Source organism: Pelagibacterium sp. 26DY04 (genome assembly GCF_031202305.1).
In the GTDB taxonomy this organism is placed as follows: Bacteria; Pseudomonadota; Alphaproteobacteria; order Rhizobiales; family Devosiaceae; genus Pelagibacterium.
Map to the genome: position 1 here is coordinate 892,211 of NZ_CP101731.1, position 24,027 is coordinate 916,237.

24 protein-coding genes are annotated in these 24,027 nt (G+C 63.6%); 16 read left to right on the forward strand and 8 right to left on the reverse strand.

The features are described from left to right. Nucleotides 1–279: 279 nt before the first annotated feature. Nucleotides 280–1,662 (reverse strand): sigma-54 dependent transcriptional regulator, encoded by a 1,383-nt coding sequence (locus NO932_RS04170; protein WP_309209825.1) that lies wholly within the window; start codon nt 1,660–1,662, stop codon nt 280–282. Nucleotides 1,663–1,842: 180 nt separating this feature from the next. Between NO932_RS04170 and NO932_RS04175 the strand changes: the two genes are divergently transcribed. From NO932_RS04175 to NO932_RS04220, 10 genes are all read left to right on the forward strand, one after another. Further along, nucleotides 1,843–3,057, forward strand: a complete 1,215-nt coding sequence (locus NO932_RS04175) for an EAL domain-containing protein (RefSeq protein WP_309209826.1) — start codon at nt 1,843–1,845, stop codon at nt 3,055–3,057. An 11-nt stretch (nt 3,058–3,068) separates the two neighbouring features. After that, complete coding sequence (locus NO932_RS04180; RefSeq protein ID WP_309209828.1) at nt 3,069–3,932, forward strand: TIGR01459 family HAD-type hydrolase; 864 nt, start codon at nt 3,069–3,071, stop codon at nt 3,930–3,932. Nucleotides 3,933–4,100: 168 nt separating this feature from the next. After that, nucleotides 4,101–4,790, forward strand: a complete 690-nt coding sequence (locus tag NO932_RS04185; RefSeq protein ID WP_309209829.1) for a 50S ribosomal protein L11 methyltransferase — start codon at nt 4,101–4,103, stop codon at nt 4,788–4,790. 17 nt (nt 4,791–4,807) lie between these two features. Continuing rightward, on the forward strand, nt 4,808–5,791 hold the full coding sequence (locus tag NO932_RS04190; RefSeq protein ID WP_309209830.1) for a bifunctional riboflavin kinase/FAD synthetase: 984 nt from the start codon (nt 4,808–4,810) through the stop codon (nt 5,789–5,791). Nucleotides 5,792–6,031: 240 nt separating this feature from the next. Continuing rightward, a complete protein-coding gene (locus NO932_RS04195; RefSeq protein WP_309209831.1) occupies nt 6,032–9,142 on the forward strand; it encodes an isoleucine--tRNA ligase in 3,111 nt (1,036 codons plus the stop codon). Beyond that, on the forward strand, nt 9,139–9,630 hold the full coding sequence (gene lspA / locus NO932_RS04200) for a signal peptidase II (protein WP_309162401.1): 492 nt from the start codon (nt 9,139–9,141) through the stop codon (nt 9,628–9,630). Before NO932_RS04195 ends, lspA begins: the two co-directional genes overlap by 4 nt. Nucleotides 9,631–9,754: 124 nt before the next feature. Next, nucleotides 9,755–10,327, forward strand: a complete 573-nt coding sequence (locus NO932_RS04205; protein WP_309209832.1) for a hypothetical protein — start codon at nt 9,755–9,757, stop codon at nt 10,325–10,327. An 88-nt stretch (nt 10,328–10,415) separates the two neighbouring features. Beyond that, the gene (locus NO932_RS04210) at nt 10,416–11,996 is read left to right on the forward strand and encodes a pseudouridine synthase (RefSeq protein WP_309209833.1); all 1,581 of its coding nucleotides are present in this window, start codon (nt 10,416–10,418) and stop codon (nt 11,994–11,996) included. A gap of 5 nt (nt 11,997–12,001) precedes the next feature. After that, the gene (rsmD, locus tag NO932_RS04215) at nt 12,002–12,559 is read left to right on the forward strand and encodes a 16S rRNA (guanine(966)-N(2))-methyltransferase RsmD (protein ID WP_309209834.1); all 558 of its coding nucleotides are present in this window, start codon (nt 12,002–12,004) and stop codon (nt 12,557–12,559) included. A gap of 119 nt (nt 12,560–12,678) precedes the next feature. Beyond that, a complete protein-coding gene (locus tag NO932_RS04220) occupies nt 12,679–12,801 on the forward strand; it encodes a hypothetical protein (protein ID WP_309209836.1) in 123 nt (40 codons plus the stop codon). Nucleotides 12,802–12,808: 7 nt separating this feature from the next. On the opposite strand, the gene NO932_RS04225 is transcribed toward NO932_RS04220, so the two are convergent. Both NO932_RS04225 and mutL read right to left on the reverse strand, forming a co-directional pair. Continuing rightward, nucleotides 12,809–13,348: a GNAT family N-acetyltransferase gene (locus NO932_RS04225; RefSeq protein WP_309209837.1), complete on the reverse strand. Its 540-nt coding sequence runs from the start codon at nt 13,346–13,348 to the stop codon at nt 12,809–12,811. Nucleotides 13,349–13,364: 16 nt separating this feature from the next. Then, on the reverse strand, nt 13,365–15,188 hold the full coding sequence (gene mutL, locus NO932_RS04230) for a DNA mismatch repair endonuclease MutL (protein WP_309209838.1): 1,824 nt from the start codon (nt 15,186–15,188) through the stop codon (nt 13,365–13,367). Between the two features lie 75 nt (nt 15,189–15,263). Here mutL and NO932_RS04235 point away from each other — a divergent pair, with 75 nt between their 5' ends. Then, complete coding sequence (locus NO932_RS04235; protein ID WP_309209839.1) at nt 15,264–15,713, forward strand: nucleoside deaminase; 450 nt, start codon at nt 15,264–15,266, stop codon at nt 15,711–15,713. Here NO932_RS04235 and NO932_RS04240 read toward each other — a convergent pair. Then, nucleotides 15,685–16,548, reverse strand: coding sequence for a patatin-like phospholipase family protein (locus NO932_RS04240; RefSeq protein WP_309209840.1), 864 nt, complete (start codon nt 16,546–16,548; stop codon nt 15,685–15,687). The two genes, NO932_RS04235 and NO932_RS04240, sit on opposite strands and share 29 nt — an antisense overlap. A gap of 219 nt (nt 16,549–16,767) precedes the next feature. Here NO932_RS04240 and NO932_RS04245 point away from each other — a divergent pair, with 219 nt between their 5' ends. Continuing rightward, nucleotides 16,768–17,133 (forward strand): hypothetical protein, encoded by a 366-nt coding sequence (locus tag NO932_RS04245; protein WP_309209841.1) that lies wholly within the window; start codon nt 16,768–16,770, stop codon nt 17,131–17,133. A gap of 29 nt (nt 17,134–17,162) precedes the next feature. On the opposite strand, the gene purD is transcribed toward NO932_RS04245, so the two are convergent. After that, nucleotides 17,163–18,428 (reverse strand): phosphoribosylamine--glycine ligase, encoded by a 1,266-nt coding sequence (gene purD / locus NO932_RS04250; protein ID WP_309209842.1) that lies wholly within the window; start codon nt 18,426–18,428, stop codon nt 17,163–17,165. Nucleotides 18,429–18,532: 104 nt separating this feature from the next. On the opposite strand from purD, the gene xseA reads away from it, so the two are divergent. Both xseA and NO932_RS04260 read left to right on the forward strand, forming a co-directional pair. After that, nucleotides 18,533–20,083: an exodeoxyribonuclease VII large subunit gene (gene xseA / locus NO932_RS04255; RefSeq protein WP_309209843.1), complete on the forward strand. Its 1,551-nt coding sequence runs from the start codon at nt 18,533–18,535 to the stop codon at nt 20,081–20,083. A gap of 46 nt (nt 20,084–20,129) precedes the next feature. Beyond that, nucleotides 20,130–20,351, forward strand: coding sequence for a DUF2093 domain-containing protein (locus tag NO932_RS04260; RefSeq protein ID WP_309209844.1), 222 nt, complete (start codon nt 20,130–20,132; stop codon nt 20,349–20,351). Here the strand turns inward: NO932_RS04260 and NO932_RS04265 are convergent, their stop codons facing one another. Both NO932_RS04265 and NO932_RS04270 read right to left on the reverse strand, forming a co-directional pair. Then, nucleotides 20,352–20,588 carry a DUF4170 domain-containing protein gene (locus NO932_RS04265; RefSeq protein WP_309162386.1) on the reverse strand — a complete coding sequence of 79 codons (237 nt, stop codon included), beginning with the start codon at nt 20,586–20,588 and terminating at the stop codon, nt 20,352–20,354. It lies immediately after the preceding gene. Between the two features lie 10 nt (nt 20,589–20,598). Next, the gene (locus tag NO932_RS04270) at nt 20,599–21,432 is read right to left on the reverse strand and encodes a 3'(2'),5'-bisphosphate nucleotidase CysQ (protein WP_309209845.1); all 834 of its coding nucleotides are present in this window, start codon (nt 21,430–21,432) and stop codon (nt 20,599–20,601) included. Nucleotides 21,433–21,698: 266 nt separating this feature from the next. Between NO932_RS04270 and NO932_RS04275 the strand changes: the two genes are divergently transcribed. Next, the gene (locus NO932_RS04275) at nt 21,699–22,211 is read left to right on the forward strand and encodes a DUF6101 family protein (RefSeq protein WP_309209846.1); all 513 of its coding nucleotides are present in this window, start codon (nt 21,699–21,701) and stop codon (nt 22,209–22,211) included. Nucleotides 22,212–22,273: 62 nt separating this feature from the next. On the opposite strand, the gene ubiA is transcribed toward NO932_RS04275, so the two are convergent. Beyond that, nucleotides 22,274–23,200: a 4-hydroxybenzoate octaprenyltransferase gene (gene ubiA, locus NO932_RS04280; protein WP_309209848.1), complete on the reverse strand. Its 927-nt coding sequence runs from the start codon at nt 23,198–23,200 to the stop codon at nt 22,274–22,276. A 75-nt stretch (nt 23,201–23,275) separates the two neighbouring features. Between ubiA and NO932_RS04285 the strand changes: the two genes are divergently transcribed. Beyond that, complete coding sequence (locus NO932_RS04285; protein ID WP_309209849.1) at nt 23,276–24,016, forward strand: 16S rRNA (uracil(1498)-N(3))-methyltransferase; 741 nt, start codon at nt 23,276–23,278, stop codon at nt 24,014–24,016. Nucleotides 24,017–24,027 lie beyond the last annotated feature (11 nt).

Here is a 24,027-nt window from a genome sequence, read left to right on the forward strand (position 1 = left end):
AAGGCGAGCTTAGCAGTCTCCCTTCTGTCCCGGTCAGGCGCGTTGCGATCGAATCGAAATAAGGACGCGCTGATTGTGCCACTAGAGAGGGTAAGGCGACCGCTCCAAGCGCTCTGCAACTCCTGGCAGCTTGCGTCGATCAAAGCTGTGCCGTCGACAGCGAGTACACTCGGTGCCAATGTTTGCCTCCCACAGCCAAAACTCAGATCATTGCTGATATCACGCGATAGCGGCTTTGTGCTATCGCCGGCTAAAATCGGACCGGCCGCTTTCCATCCCCTAAGCCGCCCCGGCGCGTTCCCAGCCCAGGCGCTTGCGATAGATCGTCGAAGGGCTGATTTCGAGCGCCGCCGCCGCGCGGGCGATGTTGCCGCCGAAGGCGTCGAGCGCCTCTTCGATGATCCTTTGCTCCTGCTGCCACATGGGCAGCACCGAAGGCTGGGCCCCGCTTGCCGCCTGCTCGGCGCAATAGGCGTCGCGCGATTCGATATCGGCGGCCAGCGCCATCTGCGCGCTCACCACCCCGCCGTCGAACATCACGACGATCCGGCGCACCAGGTTCTGGAGCTGGCGCACATTGCCCGGCCATTCCCGCGCCACGAACAGGTCGGCGACATCGGGCGCAAAGCCGGCAAAGCTCTTGCCTTCTTCCTTGCCGAACCGGGCAAGAAAGCTCTGTGCCAGCGGCATGATGTCCCCCGGCCGCTGCCGCAGGGGCGGCAGGTGGATGGGCAGAACGTGCAGGCGGTAGAAAAGGTCCTCGCGGAATTTCTTTTCGCTCACCAATTGCATCGGGTTGCGGTTGGTGGCGCAGATCACCCGCACATCCACCGGCCGGGATACCGATTCCCCGACACGGGTGATCGTCCCGGTCTGGAGAAAGCGCAAAAGCTTGGCCTGCAGCGCCAGGTCCATCTCGCCGATCTCGTCGAGAAACAGCGTGCCGCCATCGGCCATTTCAATGGCGCCCTTGCGGTCCTCATGGGCACCGGTATAGGCGCCCTTAACCGCGCCGAACACCTCGGCCTCCATCAATTCGCGCGGGATCGCCCCGGCATTGATGGCGATGAACGGCTTTTTGGCGCGCGGGCCGCGCTTGTGCAGCGCCTCGGCCGAAACTTCCTTGCCCGTGCCGCTTTCGCCGGTGATGAACACCGGCGCCGCCGACGGGGCAATGCGCAGGATCTGGTCGTAGATCGCCCGCATCTGCGGCGTCGTCCCCACGAACCCTTCGAAGTCGGCGTGCCGCTCCTCGGCTGCCTCGCAAACGATCGCCCGCGCCTTGCCGTGCCGCTGGCCCAGTTCGCCCAGCCGCGCCGCCAGCACCGGCCCCGAGATCGGCAGCGCCAGGTAGTCGTGCGCGCCGGCCCGCATCGCCGCGACAGCCATCGACACCGATCCGCCATCGGAAAGCGCGATGATCAGCGCGCCGCCCGAGGCGCCCGCCAGCATTCCGAATGCGGCTTCTTCGTCGCAGCCCAGCCCTTCCAGGCTCCCGGTCTCGGCCAGGATCACGTCGAACCGCCCGGTCTTGAGGCTGCGCAGCGCCTGTTGCCCGCTCGTGCAGTGAACGAGCGCCACCGCATTGCCCCAATGGGCAAATATCGCCGCCATCGTCACCCGCGCCCGCTCTCCCGAACGCTCGATGAGCAACAGCTTCATATCTGCGTCCGATGGGTTTCCATCACGCATCCGGCCATCTCTCCTTACGGTAGGGGCTCAAGGCCACTATCAATCCGTTAGGGTAAACAAAGGGTTGGCGGTTGTGCTTTTTCGCCTTCCCGCCAAATGCTAGAGCTTTATGAGAAAAGCCGAGTTGATTCCCTTGGGGGCTGGAGCCGCGTGCAGGGCTTGGTCTTTATCTTCATTGGCCTGTGCGGTGCCGCTCTGGGCGCCGCGGCCTATTTCGCGCTCGGCTTCACCCCCATCGAAGCCGGGCTTTTGGCGCTGGTGATCATCCTCGGCGGCGCGCTGATCGAGGAGCGTGCCGCCCGCCGCCGCGCCTTCGCCCGCCTCGAAGCCGGCGTCGAGGAAATGGGCCGCCTGCTTGCCACCGACGCCAAGGCCGGCCAGGTGCTCTCCCAGCGCGTCAACGCCATCGTCGATCTCGATCTCGGCCCGCGCCTCGATGTCGTGGAGGCCGATATGAGCGTGCTGGGCACCGTCGTCCGCCAGGTGGCCGAGGCCGTCTCCGAGCTCGAAACCGCCCAGGCTTCGCTCGCGCCCGCCTCTAGCGACCGCGCCGCAAATCCCGAGCCCAGGCCCCGCCGCCCCATCGTCCCGCTCGACGATGTCCGCCGCGCCCTCGATGATGGCCGCATCGTCCACCACGTCCAGCCGGTCCTCACGCTCCCCCAGCGCAAGCTGCATGCGCTCGATCTCGTGCCGCGCCTCGAACTCGACGGCGAGCTGATCGACCCGCCCCAGTTCCTGCCCGTCCCCACGGGGGAGGGCACCGTCATCCTGCGCCGCATCGATCTGCTGAGCGCCGAGGAGGCCGTCCGCATCGTCCGCCGCGCCCGGCTGGGCGGCGATCCGGTGCGTCTGCTGGTCGATCTCTCTCCCGCGACGCTGGACGACAAGCCCGCTCTCGAACGCCTTCTGGCGCTGCTCGCCGCCAACCGTGCCGTCAATTCCGATATCGCCTTCGCGCTCGATTACCAGGATTGGACCGCCCTCTCGCGCCCGCAAGCCGATGGTCTCGCCAGCCTGGTCCAGCAGGGCGTCACCCTCGCTCTGCGCAATGCCACCACCCTGCGCCTCGATTTCGCCGGCCTCGCCGAAAAGGGCGTGCGCCACATCTCGACCTCGGGCGGCGGCTTTATCGCCAACACCTCCGCCTTGACCGATTTCCATTCCTCCGACATCAACGATTACATCAAGCGGTTCGGCATCAACCTTGTCCTCACCGGCCTCGAGGCGGAGAGCGAAATCCTCGCGCTGCTCGATGACGGCATCCGCCTCGCCCAGGGGCGGGTATTGGGTGATATCGCGCCGCTGCGCCCCGACCTGCGCGACGATGGCGACGACTCCCTGCGCCGCGCCGCCTCGCGCTAAGGAGTTTCTTTATGCCCGCTCTCACCGGCCCCACACCCGGCCTTTCCAGCCTCGCCCCGCGCTATCCCGGCATCCTTTCCGATGTCTGGGGCGTGGTTCACAACGGCATCACGCCGCACTGGAGCGCGGTGGAGGCGCTGGTCGCCTATCGCGAGCAGGGCGGCCGCGTCGTGCTCATCACCAACGCCCCGCGCCCCGGCAGTTCCATCATCGCCCAGCTCGACGCCATGGATATCCCGCGCGAGGCCTATGATGCGCTCATCTCCTCGGGCGATGCCACGCGCGCGCTGCTCGAAAACTGGCGCGGCCGCACCGTCGCCCGCGTCGGCCCCGCTACTGACGACGTTCTGTTCGAAGGGCTCGATTTGACCTTCGGTTCCGATGAGCAGGCCACCGCCGTCGCGGTCACCGACCTCGATACCGATGACGACACCCCCGCCGACTATGCAGAGCGCATGAAGATCTGGAAATCGCGCGACCTGCCGCTGATCTGCGCCAATCCAGACAAGGTGGTCGAGGAGGGCGAGCGGATCGTCTATTGCGGCGGCGCCCTGGCCGATGCCTATGAGGATATCGGCGGCCGCGTGATGATGGCCGGCAAGCCCTATAATCCCATCTACGAGCAGGCCAAGGCCATGCTCGACGAGGCCGCCGGCCGCCGGTTCGACAAGCGCGACATCCTCGCCATCGGCGATTCGGTCCGCACCGACTCCGTCGGCGCAGCCCAGTTCGGCATCGACCTCCTGTTCATCACCGGCTCCATCCACGCCGCCGAGCTCGACGCCTTCAACAACCCGCCCCCAAAGCGCGTGGCCGACCTCGTCTCGGTCTCCCGCGCCAACATGGTCGGCTTCATGCCCCGTTTGGCGCGGTAGGGTAGGGGCCCCGACGATGACGAACCGGAAGAGCGTTGCCGAACCACACGGAAGGTTCCCTACTCCCCCTCGTCGTCTTCGGGCTTGACCCGGAGACCCGCAAGGCTTCCGCTGGCTCCAGAAGATGTGATGGCCACGGGCCTTTATCCCGACTCTAGGCACCTCGCCATGCCCGACCCCACAGCCTTCATCACCGCCAATCTCCCCGTAACCCCCGTTCCGGGCCTCCCCCATATCCGCCTCCACACCGCCACCCCCACCAGCGGCGTCTGGCGCCTCGCCGCCGATGGGGTGCCGCCCTACTGGGCATGGCCCTGGCCCGGCGGCCTCGCGCTCGCCCATCACCTCGCCGCCCATCCCGAGCTTGTCGCCGGCAAATCCGTCCTCGATCTGGGCACCGGTTCGGGCCTCCTCGCCATCGCCGCCGCGCTCGCCGGAGCGTCTTCGGTCACCGCCGCCGACCCCGATTTCAACGCCATCGCCAACCTCAAACTCAATGCCACGCTCAACACCGTCACCATAACCGCTTTACAGGCCGATATTCTCGATGGTTCACCCCCCGATACCGAGGTAATCCTCGTAGGTGATCTCTTCTACGATCCCGCCCTCGCCCTCCGCGTCACGGCCTTTCTGGACCGCTGCCTTGCCGCCGGCGCGGAGGTCTATGTGGGCGATATCGGCCGCGATCCCCTGCCGCGCAACAGACTGATTCCGCTAGGATTTTACCCGCTCCTCGATTTCGGCGAGCCGCCCACCGCCACCCCGCGCCCCGCATGCGCCTACCGCTTTCAAACCCTCGGCACGCAAGCCGCTCTTGCAATCGAGCCGACAAAAAGGCAGGTTCCGCCTCTCCTGTAGACCTCTCCATCCAAGTTATGACCGCTGGCACCAATTTTCATCGTCTCGACGGCCTTGCCGACGTTCCCTCCGCGCTTCGCGGCGGCGTCATCGCGATCGGCAATTTCGATGGCTGCCATCGCGGGCACCAGCAGGTCTTCGCCGCCGCGCGTGAGATGGCGGAGCAAAAGGGCGTTCCGGCCCTGGTCCTCACATTCGAGCCGCATCCGCGCGATGTCTTTGCGCCCCAGCCCTTCCTCTTTCGCCTCACCTATGCCGACGCCAAGGCGCGGCTTGTCGAGGCGCTGGGCTTCGATGCCGTAGCGTTCCTTGAGTTTTCCCGCGATCTGGCTTCGGTCGAGGCGGCCGATTTCGTTTCGCGGTTCCTCATCGAAGCGCTTGAGGTTTCCGGCGTTGTGGTCGGCGCCGATTTCCATTTCGGCAAGGGCAGGGCGGGCACTCCCGAATTCCTTCTCGGCCAGGGCGAGGAAAAGGGCTTCTCGGTCAAAATCTGCGACATGCTCGATGAAGGAGAAGAGCCCGTCTCCTCCTCACGCGTCCGCGATGCGCTCGCCGCCGGCGATGTCGCCGCCGCCAACGCGCTTCTGGGGTATCACTATTTCTTTTCCGGCACCGTGATCGAGGGCGACAAGCGCGGCCGCGAATTGGGTTATCCCACCGCCAACATGGCCGTTCCCGAAACCTTCGGGCTGGCCCAAGGCGTCTATGCGGTCAAGGTCCGGCTGGATGACGAAGTGTTCGACGGTGTCGCCGCCTACGGCAAGCCCATGTTCGACAACACCAAGCCGCCTTTCGAAACCTTCATCTTCGATTTCGACCGCGATATCTACGGCAAGACCCTCGAAGTCGCGCTCATCTCTCATGTGCGCGGCCAGATGACCTTTGCCGATCTCGACGCGCTGATCGCCGAAATGGGCCGCGACACCAAAGCCGCTCGAATTACCACCGCCCAGGCGGCCCCGCTCTCCGAGTTCGACGCCGCCCTGGGCTTTGTTTCTTAGCCAATAGACAGCACGGCGTTCCTGCCGAAACATTGCCACGGTTACCCTTCTCCCCTCCAATCGTGCCCGTGGCACGATTGGAGGGGAGAAGGCCGCGAAGCGGTCGGATGAGGGGTGCGGCATCGGCAGCGCCGATGTCTCAGCCGCAAGGCTGAAACCCAAACCCATTGGCAATCCTTCGCCGCCGCTGTTAAAAGCGGCACCAACATTCAGACCGACTGAAAATTTGTGCGAGTTCTAATGACCGACACGCAACCGGGCGCGACAACCGAGCGCGACTATTCCGACACCCTGTTCCTGCCGCAGACCGATTTCCCCATGCGGGCCGGTCTGCCCCAGCGCGAGCCCGAATGGCTCAAGCGCTGGGAGGATATGGACCTCTATAAGCTCCTGCGTGAGCAGAGCCGGGATCGTGAAAAATTCACCCTTCACGACGGCCCCCCTTACGCAAATGGCAACATCCATATCGGCCACGCGCTCAACAAGACCCTCAAGGATCTCGTCTCGCGTTCCATGCAGATGCTGGGTTACAACTCGGCCTATGTGCCGGGCTGGGACTGCCACGGCCTGCCCATCGAGTGGAAGGTCGAGGAACAATACCGCGCCAAGGGCAAGAACAAGGACGAGGTGCCGATCAACGAATTCCGCGCCGAATGCCGCACCTTCGCCGAACAGTGGATCGACATCCAGCGCGAGGAATTCAAGCGTCTTGGTGTCATGGGCGATTGGGCCAACCCGTATCTCACCATGAGCTACGACGCCGAAGCCACCATCGCTTCGGAACTGATGAAAGTCGCCATGAGCGGCCAGCTCTATCGCGGATCGAAGCCCGTGATGTGGTCGGTGGTGGAACGGACGGCACTGGCCGAAGCCGAGATCGAGTACCAGGACTACGAGTCCGACGCGATCTGGGTGAAATTTCCGGTGACCGAAGGTGCCCATACCAACGCTCATGTCGTCATCTGGACCACCACCCCCTGGACCATTCCTGGCAACCGCGCCGTCTCCTATTCCTCGCGCATCGACTACGGCCTCTACGAGGTCGAAACCGCGGAGAACGATTTCGGCCCGCAGCCGGGCGAAAAGCTGATCTTCGCCGACAAGCTGGCCGAGGAAAGCGCCAGGAAGGCCAAGCTCACCTTCAAGCGCCTTGCCGATGTGACGGCCGACGACCTCGCCGCGATGACCCTCCACCACCCGCTGCGCGGCCTCGCCGGCGGCTACGAGTTCCTCGTGCCGCTCCTCGATGGCGAGCACGTCACCGACGATGCGGGCACCGGCTTCGTCCATACCGCCCCTTCCCACGGCGCCGACGACTTTGATGTCTGGCAGGAAAACGCCCGCGATCTGCAGGCCCGCGGCATCGATCCTGCCATCCCCTTCACCGTCGACGACGCCGGCTTTTACACCAGCGCCGCCCCCGGCTTCGGCCCCGACGCCGAAGGTGGCGCTGCGCGCGTCATCGACGACAAGGGCAAGAAGGGCGATGCCAATGACCGCGTCATCAAGGCCCTGATCGCCGCCAATAACCTCTTCGCCCGGGGGCGGTTGAAGCACCAGTACCCCCATTCCTGGCGCTCGAAAAAGCCCATCATTTTCCGCAATACTCCCCAATGGTTCGTCTATATGGACAAGGACCTCGAGGGCAAAACGCTCACCGCAGGGACTCCTTCTCCCCTCGGGGGAGAAGGTGCCCGAAGGGCGGATGAGGGGGGAGCCACAGGCTCCGCCTCCGCGACCAACCTTACCTCTCCCTTCGGGGGAGAGGTCGGCGCGAATGCGCCGGGTGAGGGGGCCTTGGCTACGGGCACAGATACCCTGCGCACCCGCGCCCTTGCCGCCATCGACGCCACCAGATTCGTCCCCCCGCAAGGCCAGAATCGGCTCCGCTCGATGATCGCCGATCGCCCCGATTGGGTCCTCTCGCGCCAGCGCGCATGGGGCGTTCCCATCACCGTGTTCGTCCACAAGGACAGTGGCGAAATCCTCAAGAACGAGAAGGTCAATCACCGCATCGTCGAAGCCTTCATGGATGAAGGCGCCGACGCCTGGTTCGCCGAGGGTGCCAAGGCCCGCTTCCTGGGCAATGACGTTTCCGATCACGAGAACTGGACCCAGGTCACCGACATTCTCGACGTGTGGTTCGATTCCGGCTCCACCCACGCCTTTGTGCTGCGCAACAAGCAGAAATGGCCGGATCTGAAGTTCCCCGCGTCCATGTATCTCGAAGGCTCGGACCAGCATCGCGGCTGGTTCCACTCCTCGCTGCTCGAAAGCTGCGCCACCAATGGGTTCGCGCCCTATGAATCCGTTCTGACCCATGGCTTCACCATGGACAAGAACGGCTTCAAGATGAGCAAATCCTTGGGCAACACCATCGCGCCCCAGGACATCATCAAGAAGTTCGGCGCCGATATCCTGCGCCTTTGGGCGGCGACCATCGACTATGCCGAGGATCACCGCATCGGCGATGAAATCCTTGCCAACACCGTCGAGATGTATCGCAAGATGCGCAACTCCTTCCGCTGGCTGTTGGGCAATCTCGCCCATTTCAAGCCCGAGGAAGCCATCGCCTTCGCCGACATGCCCGAACTCGAGCAGCTCATCCTGCACCGCCTCGCGGTGCTGGATGAGGAAGTTCGCGCCGGCTACCGCGCCTATGACTACAAGCGCGTGGTGACCACGATCGCCAATTTCATGAACCTCGAGCTTTCGGCCTTTTATTTCGATATCCGCAAGGACGCGCTCTATTGCGACCCGATCTCCTCGATCAAGCGCAAGGCCGCGTTGACGGTTCTCGATCAGCTCTATTCCTGTTTGACCGCCTGGCTCGCTCCGGTGCTGGTCTTCACGATGGAAGAAGTCTGGCTTGAGCGGAACCCGGGCGACACCTCGAGCGTCCACGCACGGGTTTTCCCAAATGTGCCGGCTGAATGGCGCAACGATGCGCTGGCCGACAAATGGGCCAAGATCAGAACCGTCCGCCGCGCCGTGACTGCGGCGCTCGAAATCGAGCGCAAGAACAAGGTGATCGGTTCCTCGCTCGAGGCGGCCCCAGCGGTCACGATCGGCGATCCCGAGCTTGCAAAAGCCCTCGAAGGGCAGGATTTGGCCGAGATCTGCATAACCAGTGCACTAAACTGGCACCTAGACCCGTCGATCATCGGCACAAAGGCTGATCTCGACCCCTCTGTGCCGGTTCATGTGAGCTTTGAAAGGGCCGAGGGCTCCCGCTGCGCCCGCTCGTGGAAAATCACCCCTGAGGTGGGTTCGGACCCTGAATATCCCGACCTCACCCCCCGCGACGCCCAGGCCATGCGCGAACGCGCTGCGGCGGGGTTAAGGGCATGAACTGGCTGACGAAACCATCGGTCATCTGGAGCCTTGTCCCAGCGCTGGCGGTCCTTGTTCTGGACCGCCTGCACAAATATCTTCAGGTCGATCTCGCCGGCTGGACCGGCGGCGAGATCGTCCCGCTGACCCCGTTCTTCAATTACACCCTGGTCTGGAACACCGGCATTTCCTACGGTCTGCTCGGTGGCCTGACGCCTGAAATGTTGTTGCTTGTCATGGCCTTAGCCATGGTCGCGCTGGCTTGGTGGTGGGTCAAGGAAGACTCTCTTTTGACCCGCATCGGCATCGCCCTCGCCATCGGTGGGGCCCTCTCGAATGCAATCGATCGAATCGTCTGGGGCGCGGTGGCCGATTTTTTCCATTTCTTTTTAGGCACTTGGTCGTTTTACGTCTTCAACATCGCCGATGTCGCCATCAGCGTCGGGGTCGTGATGATGATCGTCGACGTCTTGCGCCCAAAACGGGCTATCGAGGCGAAATCGTAAATCGGCCAAATTCTGGCCTTAGGTCCGCCGATAGGCTATAACCCGCCGGAACAGACAAGATAATCAGGGCTTTGAGGCGCCGATGCGTATGGTTGTAAACAGTGATGGCAGGGGTAAAGCTCTGTTGCGCCTGACATTTCTCGCCGCGATCGCCACGACGGCGCTCGCCGCGTGCACCACTGTCGAAGGCACCAATGCGATGGTCGATCCTTTGACATTCGAGCGCGAGGTGATGCGCACCACCCTTCAGGGCGTCGGCGTCGTTCCCACTGAGGAAAAGCCAATGATTTCGGGCGAACGCAGCCCGCTGGTCATCCCCGGATCGGGTGCAACCCCGCCCCCGCCAAGCCAATCGGCCGCAGTTATCCCCGAGGACTCCAGTTCGGTTACTCTCGATACTTCGGGATTGACCACTGCCGATCTCGACGCCCTGCGCGGTGGACGTGTCGTTTCCTCGGGCGCAACCTCCGGACGGCCTCTGACCGAGGCCGAGGCGCGCCAGCTCGCCGCCCGCATGGCGTCCTATCGCAATGCGCAAGGGGCGGGTGAGCGCAGCATCTACCTGCCGCCCGAGAGTTACTTTCAGACGGTCGGTGGCCAACAAACGATCTGCCAGGCGGCCAATGGCGCGCTTGTCGCTCCGACCGACCCGAGCTGTCCGCCCGATGTGCGCGCTGCGCTTGCGGCTCAGCAGTAAGCCTTTGTAAGGTTTACGCTTTTGGTTTTCCGGCGAGGCCTAGGGGCCTCGCTTTGTTTTGGTATCTAAAGAAGAAAGACCGCTCCAAATGAGCGATAAACCTCAACCCCCCGCTGGCGAACGCCTCGCCAAGGTCATCGCGCGCGCCGGTGTGTGCTCGCGCCGCGATGCCGAGAGCTGGATCACCGCGGGCCGCATCTCGGTCAACGGCAGCCCGGTCAAGACCCCGGCCTTCAACGTCATCGAAAGCGACACGATCGCCGTCGACGGCAAGCCCATTGCCCGTCGTCAGCCCACCCAGCTCTGGCTCTACCACAAGCCCGCCGGGCTGATGGTCACGGAAAAAGACCCCGAGGGCCGGCCCACCGTGTTTGCCGAATTCGACAAGCTCGGCTTGCCGCGCGTTTTGACCGTCGGCCGCCTTGATTTCAACACCGAAGGCCTTTTGCTGCTCACCAATGATGGCGGCTTGAAGCGTACGCTCGAACTCCCTGCCACCGGCTGGGTACGGCGCTACCGCGTCCGCGCCTTCGGCTCGATCACACAGGAACAGCTCGATGGCCTGGCCAAAGGCATCACCGTGGAAGGGGTCGACTACGGCCCGATCGAAGCGGTCCTAGACAGCTCGACCGGCTCCAACGTCTGGCTTACCGTGTCGCTGCGCGAGGGCAAGAACCGCGAGGTCCGCAATGTTCTCGGCGCGCTCGGGCTTGAGGTCAACCGCCTGATCCGCCTATCCTATGGCCCGTTCCAACTCGGCGATCTGCCTGCCGGAAGCGTCGAAAAGGTCAAGACCCGTGTGCTCAAGGATCAGCTCGGCAAACGCCTCACCGAGAGCTCGGGCGCCGATTTCGATTCCGAATCCGACGAAGACCCCACACAGCCGCGCCGCCGTTCGCCGCAAAAGCCGGAAAGCCGCGCCACCGAGCGCGACCGCTTCGGCGGCCTGCGCAAGCGGCCCGAGTCGCGCGGTAAACCGATGAGGGAAACCGAGGCGCGTACCGTCCATTTCGATGACGGTCGCCCTTCGCAAATCGTGCAGATGCCCGCCGAACGCCGGGGCAAGGGCGAGGATAGGCCCTTCGACCGCCGTGGCCGCGATGGCGACAAGCCGCGCCGCTTCAAGGACGATAAGGCTTTCAGCGACCGGCCGCGCAAGAATTTTTCCAAGCCGGTTCGTGATCGCGACGAAGATGGCGAGCGCCCATTCAATAAGGGTCCGCGGCCCGACCGCGGCGGTGAAACCCGTCCCGCACGCGGCCCTCGCCGCGAAGGCGGAGATTGGGGTGATCGGCCCAAGCGCAAGGATACCGATCGCCCGCTGGCGCGGCGCACCGCGCCGGGCAAGAGCGACAAGGCTTTCGGTGATCGTCCGCCGCGCCGTGGTGGAGACCGTCCATTCTCCAAAGGGCCACGCCGTGAAGGCGAGGAAGGCCGGCCTTCACGCGGTCCGCGCCGTGATGGGGATCGTCCGTTCTCCAAGGGCCCGCGTCGTGAGGGCGGAGACCAGGTGCGCCCGGCCCGAGGGCCGCGTCGCGATGACGATAGGCCGTTTTCAAAAGGTCCCCGCCGCGAAGGTGGCGAGCGTAAGGGGCCGCCACGCGGCGGCAAGCCGTCCGGCCCGCGTCCTGAACGGCCGCGGCGTCCCCGCCGGAGCGAGGACGAATAGCCGCAATGCGTATCGTTGCCGGCAAATTCCGCGGCAAACAGCTCGACACCCCGAAGTCGGACGATATTCGTCCGACTTCCGATCGCGTTCGTGAAGCCGTGTTCTCGATCATCGGCAGCCGCATCGGTCCCAATCTCGATGGCCTCTATGTGCTTGACCTCTTCGCGGGCACCGGCGCCATGGGGCTTGAGGCGATCTCGCGCGGCGCCGCGCACTGCGTATTCGTCGACACCGGGATCGAGGCGCGCGGTCTGATCCGCGGGCATATCGAGAGCTTCGGCCTGGGCGGTCAGACCAAGCTCCTCAAGCGCGATGCCGCCGATCTCGGCCCCATCGAACGCCTGCGTCCCGCAGATCTGGTCTTCTGCGATCCTCCCTATGGCAAGAACCTGGGAGAAAAGGCAATCGCCAGCGCCCTGGCCGGCGGCTGGGTCGCGGCAGAAGCCCTGATCCTCATCGAGGAGGACAAGGACGTGGCAATCGAGGCACCCGTCGGTACGCAGATCGTGGATCGCCGCGACTATGGCGGCACGGCCATTACCTTTCTCGAACGTACGGGCTGACACCCTCAAATTCGAGTGTCGCAGCCGCGCCACACTTACGCCGCACTTTGCCAAGCGGCAGGAACCACCCGCGCGCCAAGGCTGTTGCGTCTTCACGTTACGCAAGCTGGAGCAGAACCATGGCAATCGTCATTCTTGGCGTCGTCGGCGCGGTGGTCGTCCTGGCCGCCGCAGTCACGGGCCTTCTGATGTCGACCGAGGCGGAAGTCGAGCGAGCGACAGATACTCATCCGCACGCCTGAATAAGCCTTAGAGGGTCAGCCGCATAATGTGGCGACGCGTCCCCGCCCGGCCGATCTCGGCAAAGCCTCTCTTCTCGAATAGCTCCACAAATCCCATGAAACGATAGCTTGGAGACTCCGGATCGACGGGGTAGCTTTCAATGATCCGGGCACCCTTCTTTTTGGCGTAAGCGATCGCTGCATCCAGCATCTGGCCCGATAGACCCGTGCCGCGATGGGCTCTGCGCACGAAAAAGCAGGTCACCGACCAAACGCCCTCTTCGCCGTCGTTCTGCTGCTTGGACAGCGAAACATGGGTCGAACGGGGCGCCACCGAGCACCAGGCGACCGGTTCCTTCTCAAGATATCCAACGATCCCGATGGGGAGGCGCCGATCGACGAAGGATTTGAGCGTTCGTTTACGATCCGCGTTGGTGGCCTCTGTCCGGTCTTCGATCGGCCGCCAGGCCATGCACCAGCAATAGCTCGGTGCGCCCTTGCTCTCGAACAGGGCTTCGAAATCACTCCAGCTTGCCCTGGTGACGGGCTTGACCGCCAATCGCGACATTCGAAGGTTCCTTCGTCTACCGCCGGCCGAACAGGCGCTCCAGATCACCTTTCTTGAGCTCGATATAGGTCGGCCGGCCATGGATGCATTGGCCTGAATGGGGCGTTGCCTCCATTTCGCGCAGCAATGCGTTCATCTCGTCGGGCCGCAGCCGGCGGCCCGAGCGCACCGAGCCATGGCAGGCCATGCGGGCGATGATGGCGTCCATGCGTTCTTCGAGCACGGCTACATTGTCCCACTCCGCCAACCCATCGGCAAGGTCGCGCACGAGGCCATCGATATCGGTCTGGCCGAGGAGCGCAGGGGTCTCATTGACGGCAATGGCGCCAGGACCAAACCGTTCGAGATAAAGTCCGAGCTTTTCGAGGACGGGTGCGGCGTCTTCGAGCCGTCCGCAATCTTCCTCAGGCAGGTCGATGACCACCGGAATAAGCTGACGTTGGCTGACGACCGGGCCGGAGCGCAGTTGATTGCGGAACTTTTCATAGACCAGCCGCTCATGGGCGGCGTGCTGATCGATAAGCACCAGCGCATCGCCATTCTGGGCGACGATATAGTTCTCGAACACCTGCGTTCTGGCGACGCCAAGCGGAAAATCCTGCTGTTCCGCCGGTTGCGTCTCGATCGGCTCGAACCGGGCGCTCGGCGCATCGAACTGACGGATCTCGGCGGCCAGGCTGGACGACAACGAGGGCTGCGCCGCAAAGGAGGGCTGCATCGGCCGATAGGGGGGCGCCGCCCCCGCCGGCTCTGCAAAGCTGTTGACCGGCTCGGGAGCGGTCGTTTCGTGTGCAGGCGCCCGAAAGCTCGCCAATGCGGCATCGGCCACGCTTGACGACGCCCGGAAACCGGCGGCCGCCAGTGCCTCTCCGATAGCGCGGATCACCGCCCCGCGCACCGCGCCCTGGTCGCGAAACCTCAGCTCGGCCTTGGTGGGGTGGACGTTGACGTCCACCTCGCCCGGATCGATGGCGACGAACAGGGCGATCACCGGAAACCGATCGCGATGCAGGAAATCGGCATAGGCCGCACGCACTGCGCCCAGCAGCACCTTGTCGCGCACCGAACGGCCGTTGACGAAATAGAATTGGTTGAGCGTATTGGCACGCGAAAAAGTGGGCAGGCCCGCCAGCCCGCCGACCACGATGCCGCCGCGCGAAAAGCCGATCTGCTGCGCATTCTCGGGAAAATCGGCGCCTATGATCTGGGCAAGCCGGGCATGGACTGCGTTCTCACCCGTCTGTGCCGGCCAGTTGATCGGCTGCCGGTCGGTGCCCGAGAGTACGAAATGAACGCCACGATGCGCCATGGCGAGACGTTTGATGACGTCCGTGATCGCCCCGGCCTCGGCCCGGTCGGATTTCAGAAACTTCAGCCGCGCCGGGATATCGGCGAAGAGGTTCTTGACCTCGACGACGGTGCCCCGGTTGATCGGATGCGGTACCGGGCCGACTTTTACGCCGCGTCTGACGCTGATCTTGAGGCCGGTTTCCGCCTGGGCTGTGCGCGAGGCGATCGAGAGATCGGAAACCGACCCGATCGAAGCCAGCGCTTCGCCACGGAACCCCAGTGTGCGGATATCGTCGAGCCCGTCGTCGGCGAGCTTTGAGGTTGCGTGCCGTTCTACCGAAAGGATCAGATCGTCGGCATCCATGCCGTGCCCATCATCCTCGATGCGGATCAAACTCTTGCCGCCTGCCGCCGTGGTGACGGCGATGCGCCTGGCGCCGGCGTCCAGAGCGTTTTCGACAAGTTCCTTGACGACGCTGGCTGGCCGTTCGACGACTTCGCCAGCGGCGATCTTGTTGACGAGGTCGTCTGGAAGCTGGCGGATTGCCATGGGCACTGATTCTCCTTTCCGCCTATCCTAACGATGCGGACAGCCCTCGCCAAAGCTGATATGAGCCCCGACGTGATGACGACACCCGAAAATCCCATGGAGATTGCTTTCGCGCTCGCCCAGGAAGCGGCGGACCATGGAGAGGTGCCCGTGGGCGCGGTGATCGTGCGCGACGGCAAGGTGCTCGCCACCGGGCGCAACACGATGCGCGAAACGGGCGATCCGACGGCCCATGCCGAATTCAACGCCATCCGCGCGGCGCTTGCTGCCGATGGTACGGGGCGGCTATCCGACTGCGACCTCTATGTGACGCTCGAGCCCTGCACCATGTGCGCCGGCGCTATCGCCCACGTCAAACTGCGGCGGCTCTATTATGCCGCCGAGGACTCCAAGGGCGGAGCGGTCGACAATGGCGTACGCTTTTTCGCCCAGCCCACCTGCCACCACATACCTGAGGTCATCGGGGGCGTTTCGGCGTCCCGCGCCGGTGAGATGCTCAGGAAATTTTTCGCTGATCGGCGATGAAGCTCTCGATCCGCGCTTCCAGCTCGCGCTTGAAGCGGTCCTTTTCCGCATCGCCGGCTTTGACGATCTCGCGCACTCGCCAGTATTCATGCGCGCCCATATTGACGTGGTGCGGCCTGAAATAAAGGTCGGGCGGATAGGCGGCCAGCATGTGGGCGATAAGCTGATGCATCATGATCTGAGCCGAACCGAACCCCACATCGAGTAGGGTGGGCACATAGCCTTCCGGCCATGGCCGTGGATCGCCATTGACGTCGATCGCGATCAGGATGTCGCTGCCTGGAGCCGCATGGTCGAGCGGCAGCGGATTAACCACCCCACCGTCGACCAGAAGCGTGTCGTGATAGTGAACGGGCCGGAACAGGCTCGGCACGGCAAGCGATCCGGCGACCGCAGGGGCGAGGGGGCCTTCGTGAAACGCCACCTGATGCCAGGATCGGAAATCGGTGGCGATGCAGGTGAAGGGAATTTTGAGCTGGGCGAAATCCTCTGCCATGCCCGGTGGGGTGAAAAGATCCACCACATGCACCGGATCGAGCTGGATCGAGATGCCCTCGCGGAAAATCTTGGCCATGGAGCGGACTTGGGTGGAGAGCAGCCGGCCGAACAACCCGTTCATCGTGCCCAGCATCTCATAGGCGAGCTCACGGATCTCGGAGCCCTTGAGTCCCGCCGCCCAGCCCGAGCCGATCAGTGCGCCAATCGAAGTGCCTGCGATCCGGTGCGGGACGAGCCCCATTTCGTCCATCGCTTCGATGAACGGGATATGGGCCAGTCCGCGCGCTGCGCCGCCGCCCAAGGCAATGCCGATCTTTGGATCGGTGATCGTCCCCACAGCTATCGACCTCCTGTTGGATCGCCAAGCTAGCCCAGCGTGGGCGGGTTGAGAAGGTGCTGCCGCTCCTTGTTGCCGGTGATGCTTAATCTGCTTGGCAACAATTGTAAAAAGGCGATAATTGGCCAGTGGAAGCCGATGCTAGACTTGCAGGACGAATTTTCGGCAAGTGATCGGCTCCCACTTTCTTTCGGCGAAACGGTTTTGGTGGGGAAAACCATGCCTAAAGTTTCCGACTTCTATTTCAAGGCCGCAATACTGTTTTTGATCGTCGGCATCGGGATGGGCATTCTGATGTCCATTTCGGGCAACCACAGCGCCATGGGCGCCCATGCCCATCTCAACCTCGTGGGCTGGGCGACGAGCGCGCTGTTCGGTGCCTATTTCGCGCTGGCACCGGCCAAGGCCACACGGCCATTGGCGATGATCCAGTTCGGAACGCACATGGTGGGCGTGGTGATCATGGTCACCGCACTTTACTTCCTGCTCCAGGGCGCGACCGGCCTGGAGATGGTCGTGGCGCTAGGCTCGATTATCGTCGCCGTCAGCGTGCTGATGTTCGCTTATATGGTGTTCAGCCGCTAAGGGCGTTGGGGAGGACGCTTGCGCCCTCCCTATTTCTCCAGAGCGCGCCAGCCGATGTCGCGGCGGCAGAACCCTTCCGGCCATTCGATGGCATCCACGGCCGCATAAGCCCGCTCGCGGGCCTGCGTCACGGTTTCACCAATCGCGGTGACGTTGAGCACGCGCCCGCCATTGGCCAGCAGCTTGTGGCCCTCCCGCCGGGTGCCGGCGTGGAATATGCGAACGGCTTCGCTGTCAAGCTCATCGATATTGCCGATCTCCGTGTTCTTCTCGTAGTCGCCGGGATAACCCTGGGCCGCCAGCACCACTGTCATGGCGACATCGCGCTTCCAGCGCGGCGTCACCGTGTCGAGCCGCCCGAGCGCGGTCGCTTCGAGAATGTCGAGGAGATCGCTTTCGAGCAGCATCATCAGCACCTGGCATTCGGGATCGCCGAAGCGGGTGTTGAACTCGATGAGCTTGGGGCCGTCAGCCGTTATCATCAGGCCGGTGAACAGCACGCCGGAAAAGGGCGTTCCGCGCGCTGCCATCCCCTTGATCGCCGGAGCGACGATTTCGCGGTAGGCGCGTTCGATCAGGGCGTCGGTCATCACAGGGGCGGGAGCATAGGCGCCCATGCCACCGGTATTCGGCCCTTCGTCGCCGTCATAGGCACGCTTGTGATCCTGCGCCGGCGGCATAAGCACCGTATGCTCGCCGTCGCAGATGGCAAAAAGGCTCGCCTCTTCGCCCTCGAGGAATTCTTCGATCACCACCTCCGCGCCCGCCGCCCCAAACGCACCGCCGAAGCAGTCATTGAGGGCCGACTCGGCTTCCTCGGGCGTCATGGCGACCGTCACGCCCTTGCCGGCCGCCAGGCCATCGGCCTTGATGACGATCGGAGCACCGGTCACCCGTGCGTGTTCGAGCGCCGGTTCAAGAGCACCGAAGCGGGCATAGGACGCCGTGGGGATGCCCATCTCGTCGCAGAGTTCCTTGGTGAAGGCCTTGGAGCCTTCAAGCTGTGCCGCCAGCTTTGATGGTCCGAACACCGCAATGCCGGCCGCCCGCAGATCGTCGGCGATGCCGGCGACCAGTGGAACTTCCGGGCCCACGACGACCAGATCGATGCGTTCGGCTATGCAGAACTCGACGACCTTTGCGTGATCGGCGATATCGAGCGCGACATTTTCAGCGATCGTTTGCGTGCCGCCGTTCCCCGGCGCGACAAAGAGCTTTTCGAGTCGCGGGGACTGAGTCATCTTCCAGGCCAGCGCGTGCTCGCGTCCTCCCGATCCGATCAGCAAAACCCGCATGACGCACTTCCCTTCGATATCCGGCAATTGAGGCCGCCCCATATCACGCGCGCCCCATGCCCGCTACCCTTGACGAAGCCCTGAGTCTCGGCCACCAACGGGTTATGAGCGATCAGCAAACCAATGCCTACGAGTTCACGGTCTCGGAAATTTCCAGCGCCGTCAAACGCACCGTGGAAGACCAGTTCGGCCACGTGCGAGTGCGCGGAGAGATTTCCGGATTTCGCGGGCAGCACAGTTCGGGCCACAGCTATTTCACATTGAAGGACGATGGCGCCTGCATCGATGCCGTCGTCTGGAAGACCAGCTATGCCCGACTGACCTTCAAACCCCAGGAAGGGCTCGAAGTCATCGCGACGGGGCGGCTGACGACCTATCCGCGCTCGTCCAAATACCAGATCGTGATCGAACAGATCGAGCCCGCCGGCGCCGGGGCGTTGATGGCGCTGCTCGAGGAGAGGCGCAGGAAGCTCCTGGCCGAAGGTTTGTTCGCACCCGAGCGCAAGCGCCAACTTCCCTATCTGCCGCGCGTCATCGGCGTCGTTACCTCGCCCACTGGCGCGGTGATCCGCGATATCCTTCATCGCCTCGATGATCGCTTTCCGTCCCACGTGATCGTATGGCCTGTCCGCGTGCAGGGCGATACCTGCGCGCCCGAAGTCACTGCCGCTATCGACGGCTTCAACGCTTTCGCGCCCGATGGCCCGATCCCGCGTCCCGACCTGCTGATCGTCGCGCGCGGTGGCGGCTCGATCGAGGATTTGTGGGGCTTCAACGAGGAAAGCGTTGTCCGCGCCGTCGCGCGCAGCGCCATTCCGGTCATTTCAGCGGTGGGGCACGAAACCGACATAACGCTGATCGACTACGTCGCCGACCGACGCGCCCCGACGCCCACTGGCGCGGCGGAAATGGCCGTTCCCGTACGCAGCGAACTCATCGGCTATGTCGAGGATCTGGGTTCTCGCCAGCGCATGGCGGCGCGGCGCATTGCCGCCAACCTCAAGGACCGCTTCCGGGCTGCCTCGGCCGGCATGCCTCGCCCCGGCGATCTGATCTCGACCCAGCGTCAGCGTCTCGATATGGCGACGGCACGATTGGGGTCGGCACTCAGGGCCGAGCAGCACGCCAAGGCCATGGATCACCAGCGGATCGCTGGACGCCTCGCGATTGGCCTCCTGCGCGGGCGTCTCGAAGCGGCCTCGAACCGGCTCGAAAACGCCGCCACGCGTGCCCGCCACGGCCTGCAAACGCGAGCCGGTCGCGCGCGGGTGGCCTATTCTCCCCTCGCGGGGCGCTTGCGTCCCGGCCTGCTCTCTACCCCGATCAGCCAGGGGCGCCGGCACCTCGAGGCCGCAACGGCGCGCATGGAGCCTGCCTATGTCCGCATCGTCGAAGCGCGCCGGGCGCGGCTGGACGGGATCGCCAAGCTCCTCAATTCGGTCAGCTATCAGCAAGTCTTGGCGCGGGGCTTCGCGCTTGTAAAAGACGCTGAGGGAAATCTCGTCCGCACATCCACTGACGTCAAACCCGGCGATGCGCTCACGATCGACGTGGCGCAGGGCTCGATTGCGGCAACCGTGGCCGGCGCGCCGCCGATCCCTAAGCGCAAAGCTCGCTCGGAGGAGGGAACCGGCACGCAGGAGAGTCTGTTTTGACGATGCCGGCAAAGGCCACTAGATTGAGGGCAAAGGAACAGAGCGCATGAACATCCTCGATTCAGGCTTTTCCCCCTCCGAAGCCCAGATCCGCTATCTCGATGCCGACTATGTGGTGATCAAGCCAGGCACCTTCGTGCGCTGCGCCATCACAGGCACACCCATTCCCATCGAGGATCTGGCCTATTGGAGCGTCGACCGGCAGGAGCCCTACGCCAATGCCGAGGCGGCCTTTACCGCTTATAAGCGCTCGATCGGCGAAGCCTGATCAGCCGTCCTGCGCCGGGTCGAGCAGCTTGTGCAGATGCACTATGAAATAGCGCATCTCGGCATTGTCGACCGTCATCTGCGCCTTCTGCTTCCAGACCGCATAGGCAGCCGCATAGTTGGGATAGACGCCAACGATATCGACAGCGTCGAGATCCTTGAACTCGACACCCTTGATCTGGGACAATTCCCCTCCGATCACGAGGTGGAGCAACTGCTTGGCCGGCGTTTCGGTCATGAGCTTTAGCCTATCGGTTTTGAGCGTCGGGTTGGGATTGCGGGCAGCCATAGACGACGCGCAGGGCGTCACGCAAGGGCGATAATAGCGAGGCGTCGGCGGTGGCGGCAAGCGCGGCATGGCGCGTGTCCGAACCGTTATAGAGCGGCGTGCCCAGGCAGACATCCTCGAACCGCGCGCCCGCTTCGGTAAGGATGATGTCGGCTCCCGCGATGTCCCAATCCTGAGCGCCGCGCCGAGCCACTGCGGCATCGAGCGTTCCCGCCGCCACCTGCACCAGCCGATAGGCGAGCGAGGGATACGCCGGGCCGGCAACATGGTCGACGCCGTGCGCGGCAAGCTCGTTGTGAACCGCAGCAGGCGCAGGAATGATGGGGGAGGCCGGTGCCGGGCCTTCAACCCGCATCGGGACGCCGTTGCGGCTGGCGCCGAGGCCCAGGCCGGCCACATACATCTCGTCGCGCACCGGGGCATAGACCACGCCGGCGATCGGACGCCCCGCTTCCACAACGGCCAGCGAGATGGTCCAGCTATCCTCGCCCTTGATGAAGCCGCGCGTGCCGTCGATGGGGTCGACGATGAAAACGCGTTCGCTCTCGAGCCGGGCTGGTGAATCCGCAGTCTCCTCGCTCAGCCAGCCATAGTCGGGGCGGGCGCCCCTCAGGGCGCCAATGAGGAAATGATCGACCGCGATATCGGCCTCGCTCACCGGCGAGGTGACGTTCTTGGTCCAGGTGCGCAACTCGGTGCGGAAAAAACCGAGCGCAATGATCCCCGCATGGACGGCCGCCGATTTCAGCAGCTTGAGATCGTCCTCTATGCCTTGGGGGATAGCAGCGGGCATGCCACTCCAGACCGGTTATTGGAAAAGACCCTCTTCTGCCCCGCCCGGGCAGCATTGCGGCCTTTGTTATGCGTTTCGCCCGGCCCGCGCAAGTCGAGCGGTTAATTGCTTCTTACAGAGGGTGAGATTCCGCTAACCCATTTCGAGACAAGACAAACTTAACCCCGTTTTTTAAGCCGATGATGAGAGGGCCCGACTAGAGTGGGAGCAACAAAACGAGAGCACCAAAAACAAAAAGCTCTCGAAAGTTGACAGGAAGGCTGAATATGGTTCTCGGCGTAATTGTCGATGGTTTTCCATCGACGCTTTTGAAGGGCGCGGTCTATCCCCGCCATCTCAGGCACAACCCCGCCAATGACAACGGTCCGCGCGCTGAGGCGATGACCGTTACCGTCCGGCGCAAGCTCGACAAGAGCGGCGTCACGGTCAAGCTCAAGGTGCCGGTCGCCGAATATGTCGGGGTGGCCGTTTCCACTCGCATTTCCGAGGATGGCGATCTGATGAGCGCCATTGAGCTCATTCATCCCGACGAGGAATTCAACTATCGCATCTTCGAAGAAGCCGGCAATTCCAACGTGGTCGCCGAATGGCAGAACTGGGGGCGCAAGCTGCGTCTGCCGCTCTATATTCGCACCGGAGACGGTTCGCTCGTCGCCTACTCCCAGCAGATCGATGGGGTGATGGTCGGCACGTCGAGTTCGCGCCGCATGCTCTCGGCCGAAGCCGAACGCCGCACCCGCTTCGCCCGCCGCCGCAAGCCGGGCGAACAGATCGGCTGAACGATTTTCCTCTGACCTCCAAGTCCAGAGGCACTCCCCGCCACCGGCGGGGTTTTGTGCTTTTAAAGAAGGCTCGCGAGAACCAGGGCCGCGGTGAACGCCAGGCCCAGCCAGTGATTGGACTTGAACAGCATCAGGCTGCGCGCACCGTTGGTGCGCTCGATCGTGATCACCTGCCAGGCAAGCATGGCGACAGGCACGAGAAACAGCACGAAAAATACCCAGCTCGCGCCGACCATCAAGGCAGCGATTGCCCATAGCGCCGCGGCCAATGCGTAAAATACCGCAACGAACGGACGCACATTGGCGCCGGCCAGACGGGCCGTGGATTTGACCCCGATCAGCGCATCGTCTTCCACGTCCTGCAGCGCATAGATGGTGTCGTAACCGATGGTCCAGGCAATGCAGCCGAGATAAAGCACCACGGCGGGCCAGGCGAGAGTGCTGGTTTCGGTCGCCCAGCCCATCAGTGCGCCCCATGAAAAGGCGAGGCCCAGAAAGAGCTGCGGCCAATACGTGACCCGCTTCATGAATGGATAAATGGCGACCAGGACGAGCGATGCGATGCCGACGAGAATGGCAAAGGTGTTGAACTGGACGAGTACCGCCAGCCCGACCAGCGATTGGGCCACGAGCCAAGCCGCCGCCTGCTTGACGCTGACCTGCCCCGACGGAATGGGCCGCGAGCGCGTGCGGGCCACCTTGTCGTCGATATCGCGATCGACGATGTCGTTGAAGGTGCAGCCGGCCCCGCGCATGGCGATGGCGCCGATGAAAAACAGAACCAGATGCCACCAATTGAAGCCGGTGTCGGTTGCAAGGCTCGCCAGGCCCAAGGCGAAAGCGCAGGGCCAGAAAAGGAGCTGATAGCCGATGGGGCGGTCGAGCCGCGACATGCGCAGATAAGGTTTGGCCTGGGCCGGGGCATACCGATCCACCCAATTGCCCTTGACCGCATCGGCGACGGTTCCGGTGTTCTCGTGCTGCATGGATGGCCTTTTGTGCCGGAGCGTTGTCTGGCACAAAGGCACTAATCGCTCTCAAGTTCAAGTCAACCACCTCCCATGCCCCGCACTCACAAGACCCTGCCGCGTCTCTTTCTCGAAGTCCCCTTGCAGACCGGCGCCGAAGTGGCGCTCGACAAGGACCAGACAAATCACCTGGTCAACGTGCTGCGCCGCGGGGCAGGGGACAATTGCGTGGTCTTCAATGGCCGCGACGGGGCGTTCCTCGCCGAAATCACGCAGGTGAGCAAAAAGCTCGTTTCCCTGCGGCTTATCGAACAGTCCGCCGAACAGACGCCGGCCAACGATCTCTGGTTCGGCTTCGCTCCGATCAAGCGGCTCGACTACGAAATCCAGAAGGCGACCGAGATGGGGGCGGGGATCATCCAGCCGGTGATCACCCGCTATGTGCAAAACCCACGGCTCAACCCCGTAAAGCTCAGGGCGCATGCCGTAGAGGCCGCGCAGCAATGCGAGGTCTTGAGCGTGCCCGAGATCGCGCCCGAGATCGGCTTCGACAAGCTCCTTTCGGAATGGAACCAGACGCATGGCGACCGCATGCTGATCTTTTGTGACGAGGCCGCCGCATCCTCTTCGCCGCTCGAGACGTTGAACGGGCTCAAGGGCAAGCGCTTGGGTCTGCTGATCGGCCCCGAAGGCGGTTTCGCCGATGAGGAACGCGATCGATTGCTGGCATCGGACTTCGTCGAGCCGATCAGCCTGGGGCCGCGAATCCTGCGGGCCGATACGGCGGCGGTGGCCGCGCTTGCGCTGATTCAGGCGGCGGCAGGTGATTGGTAGAAAGGTTTTTA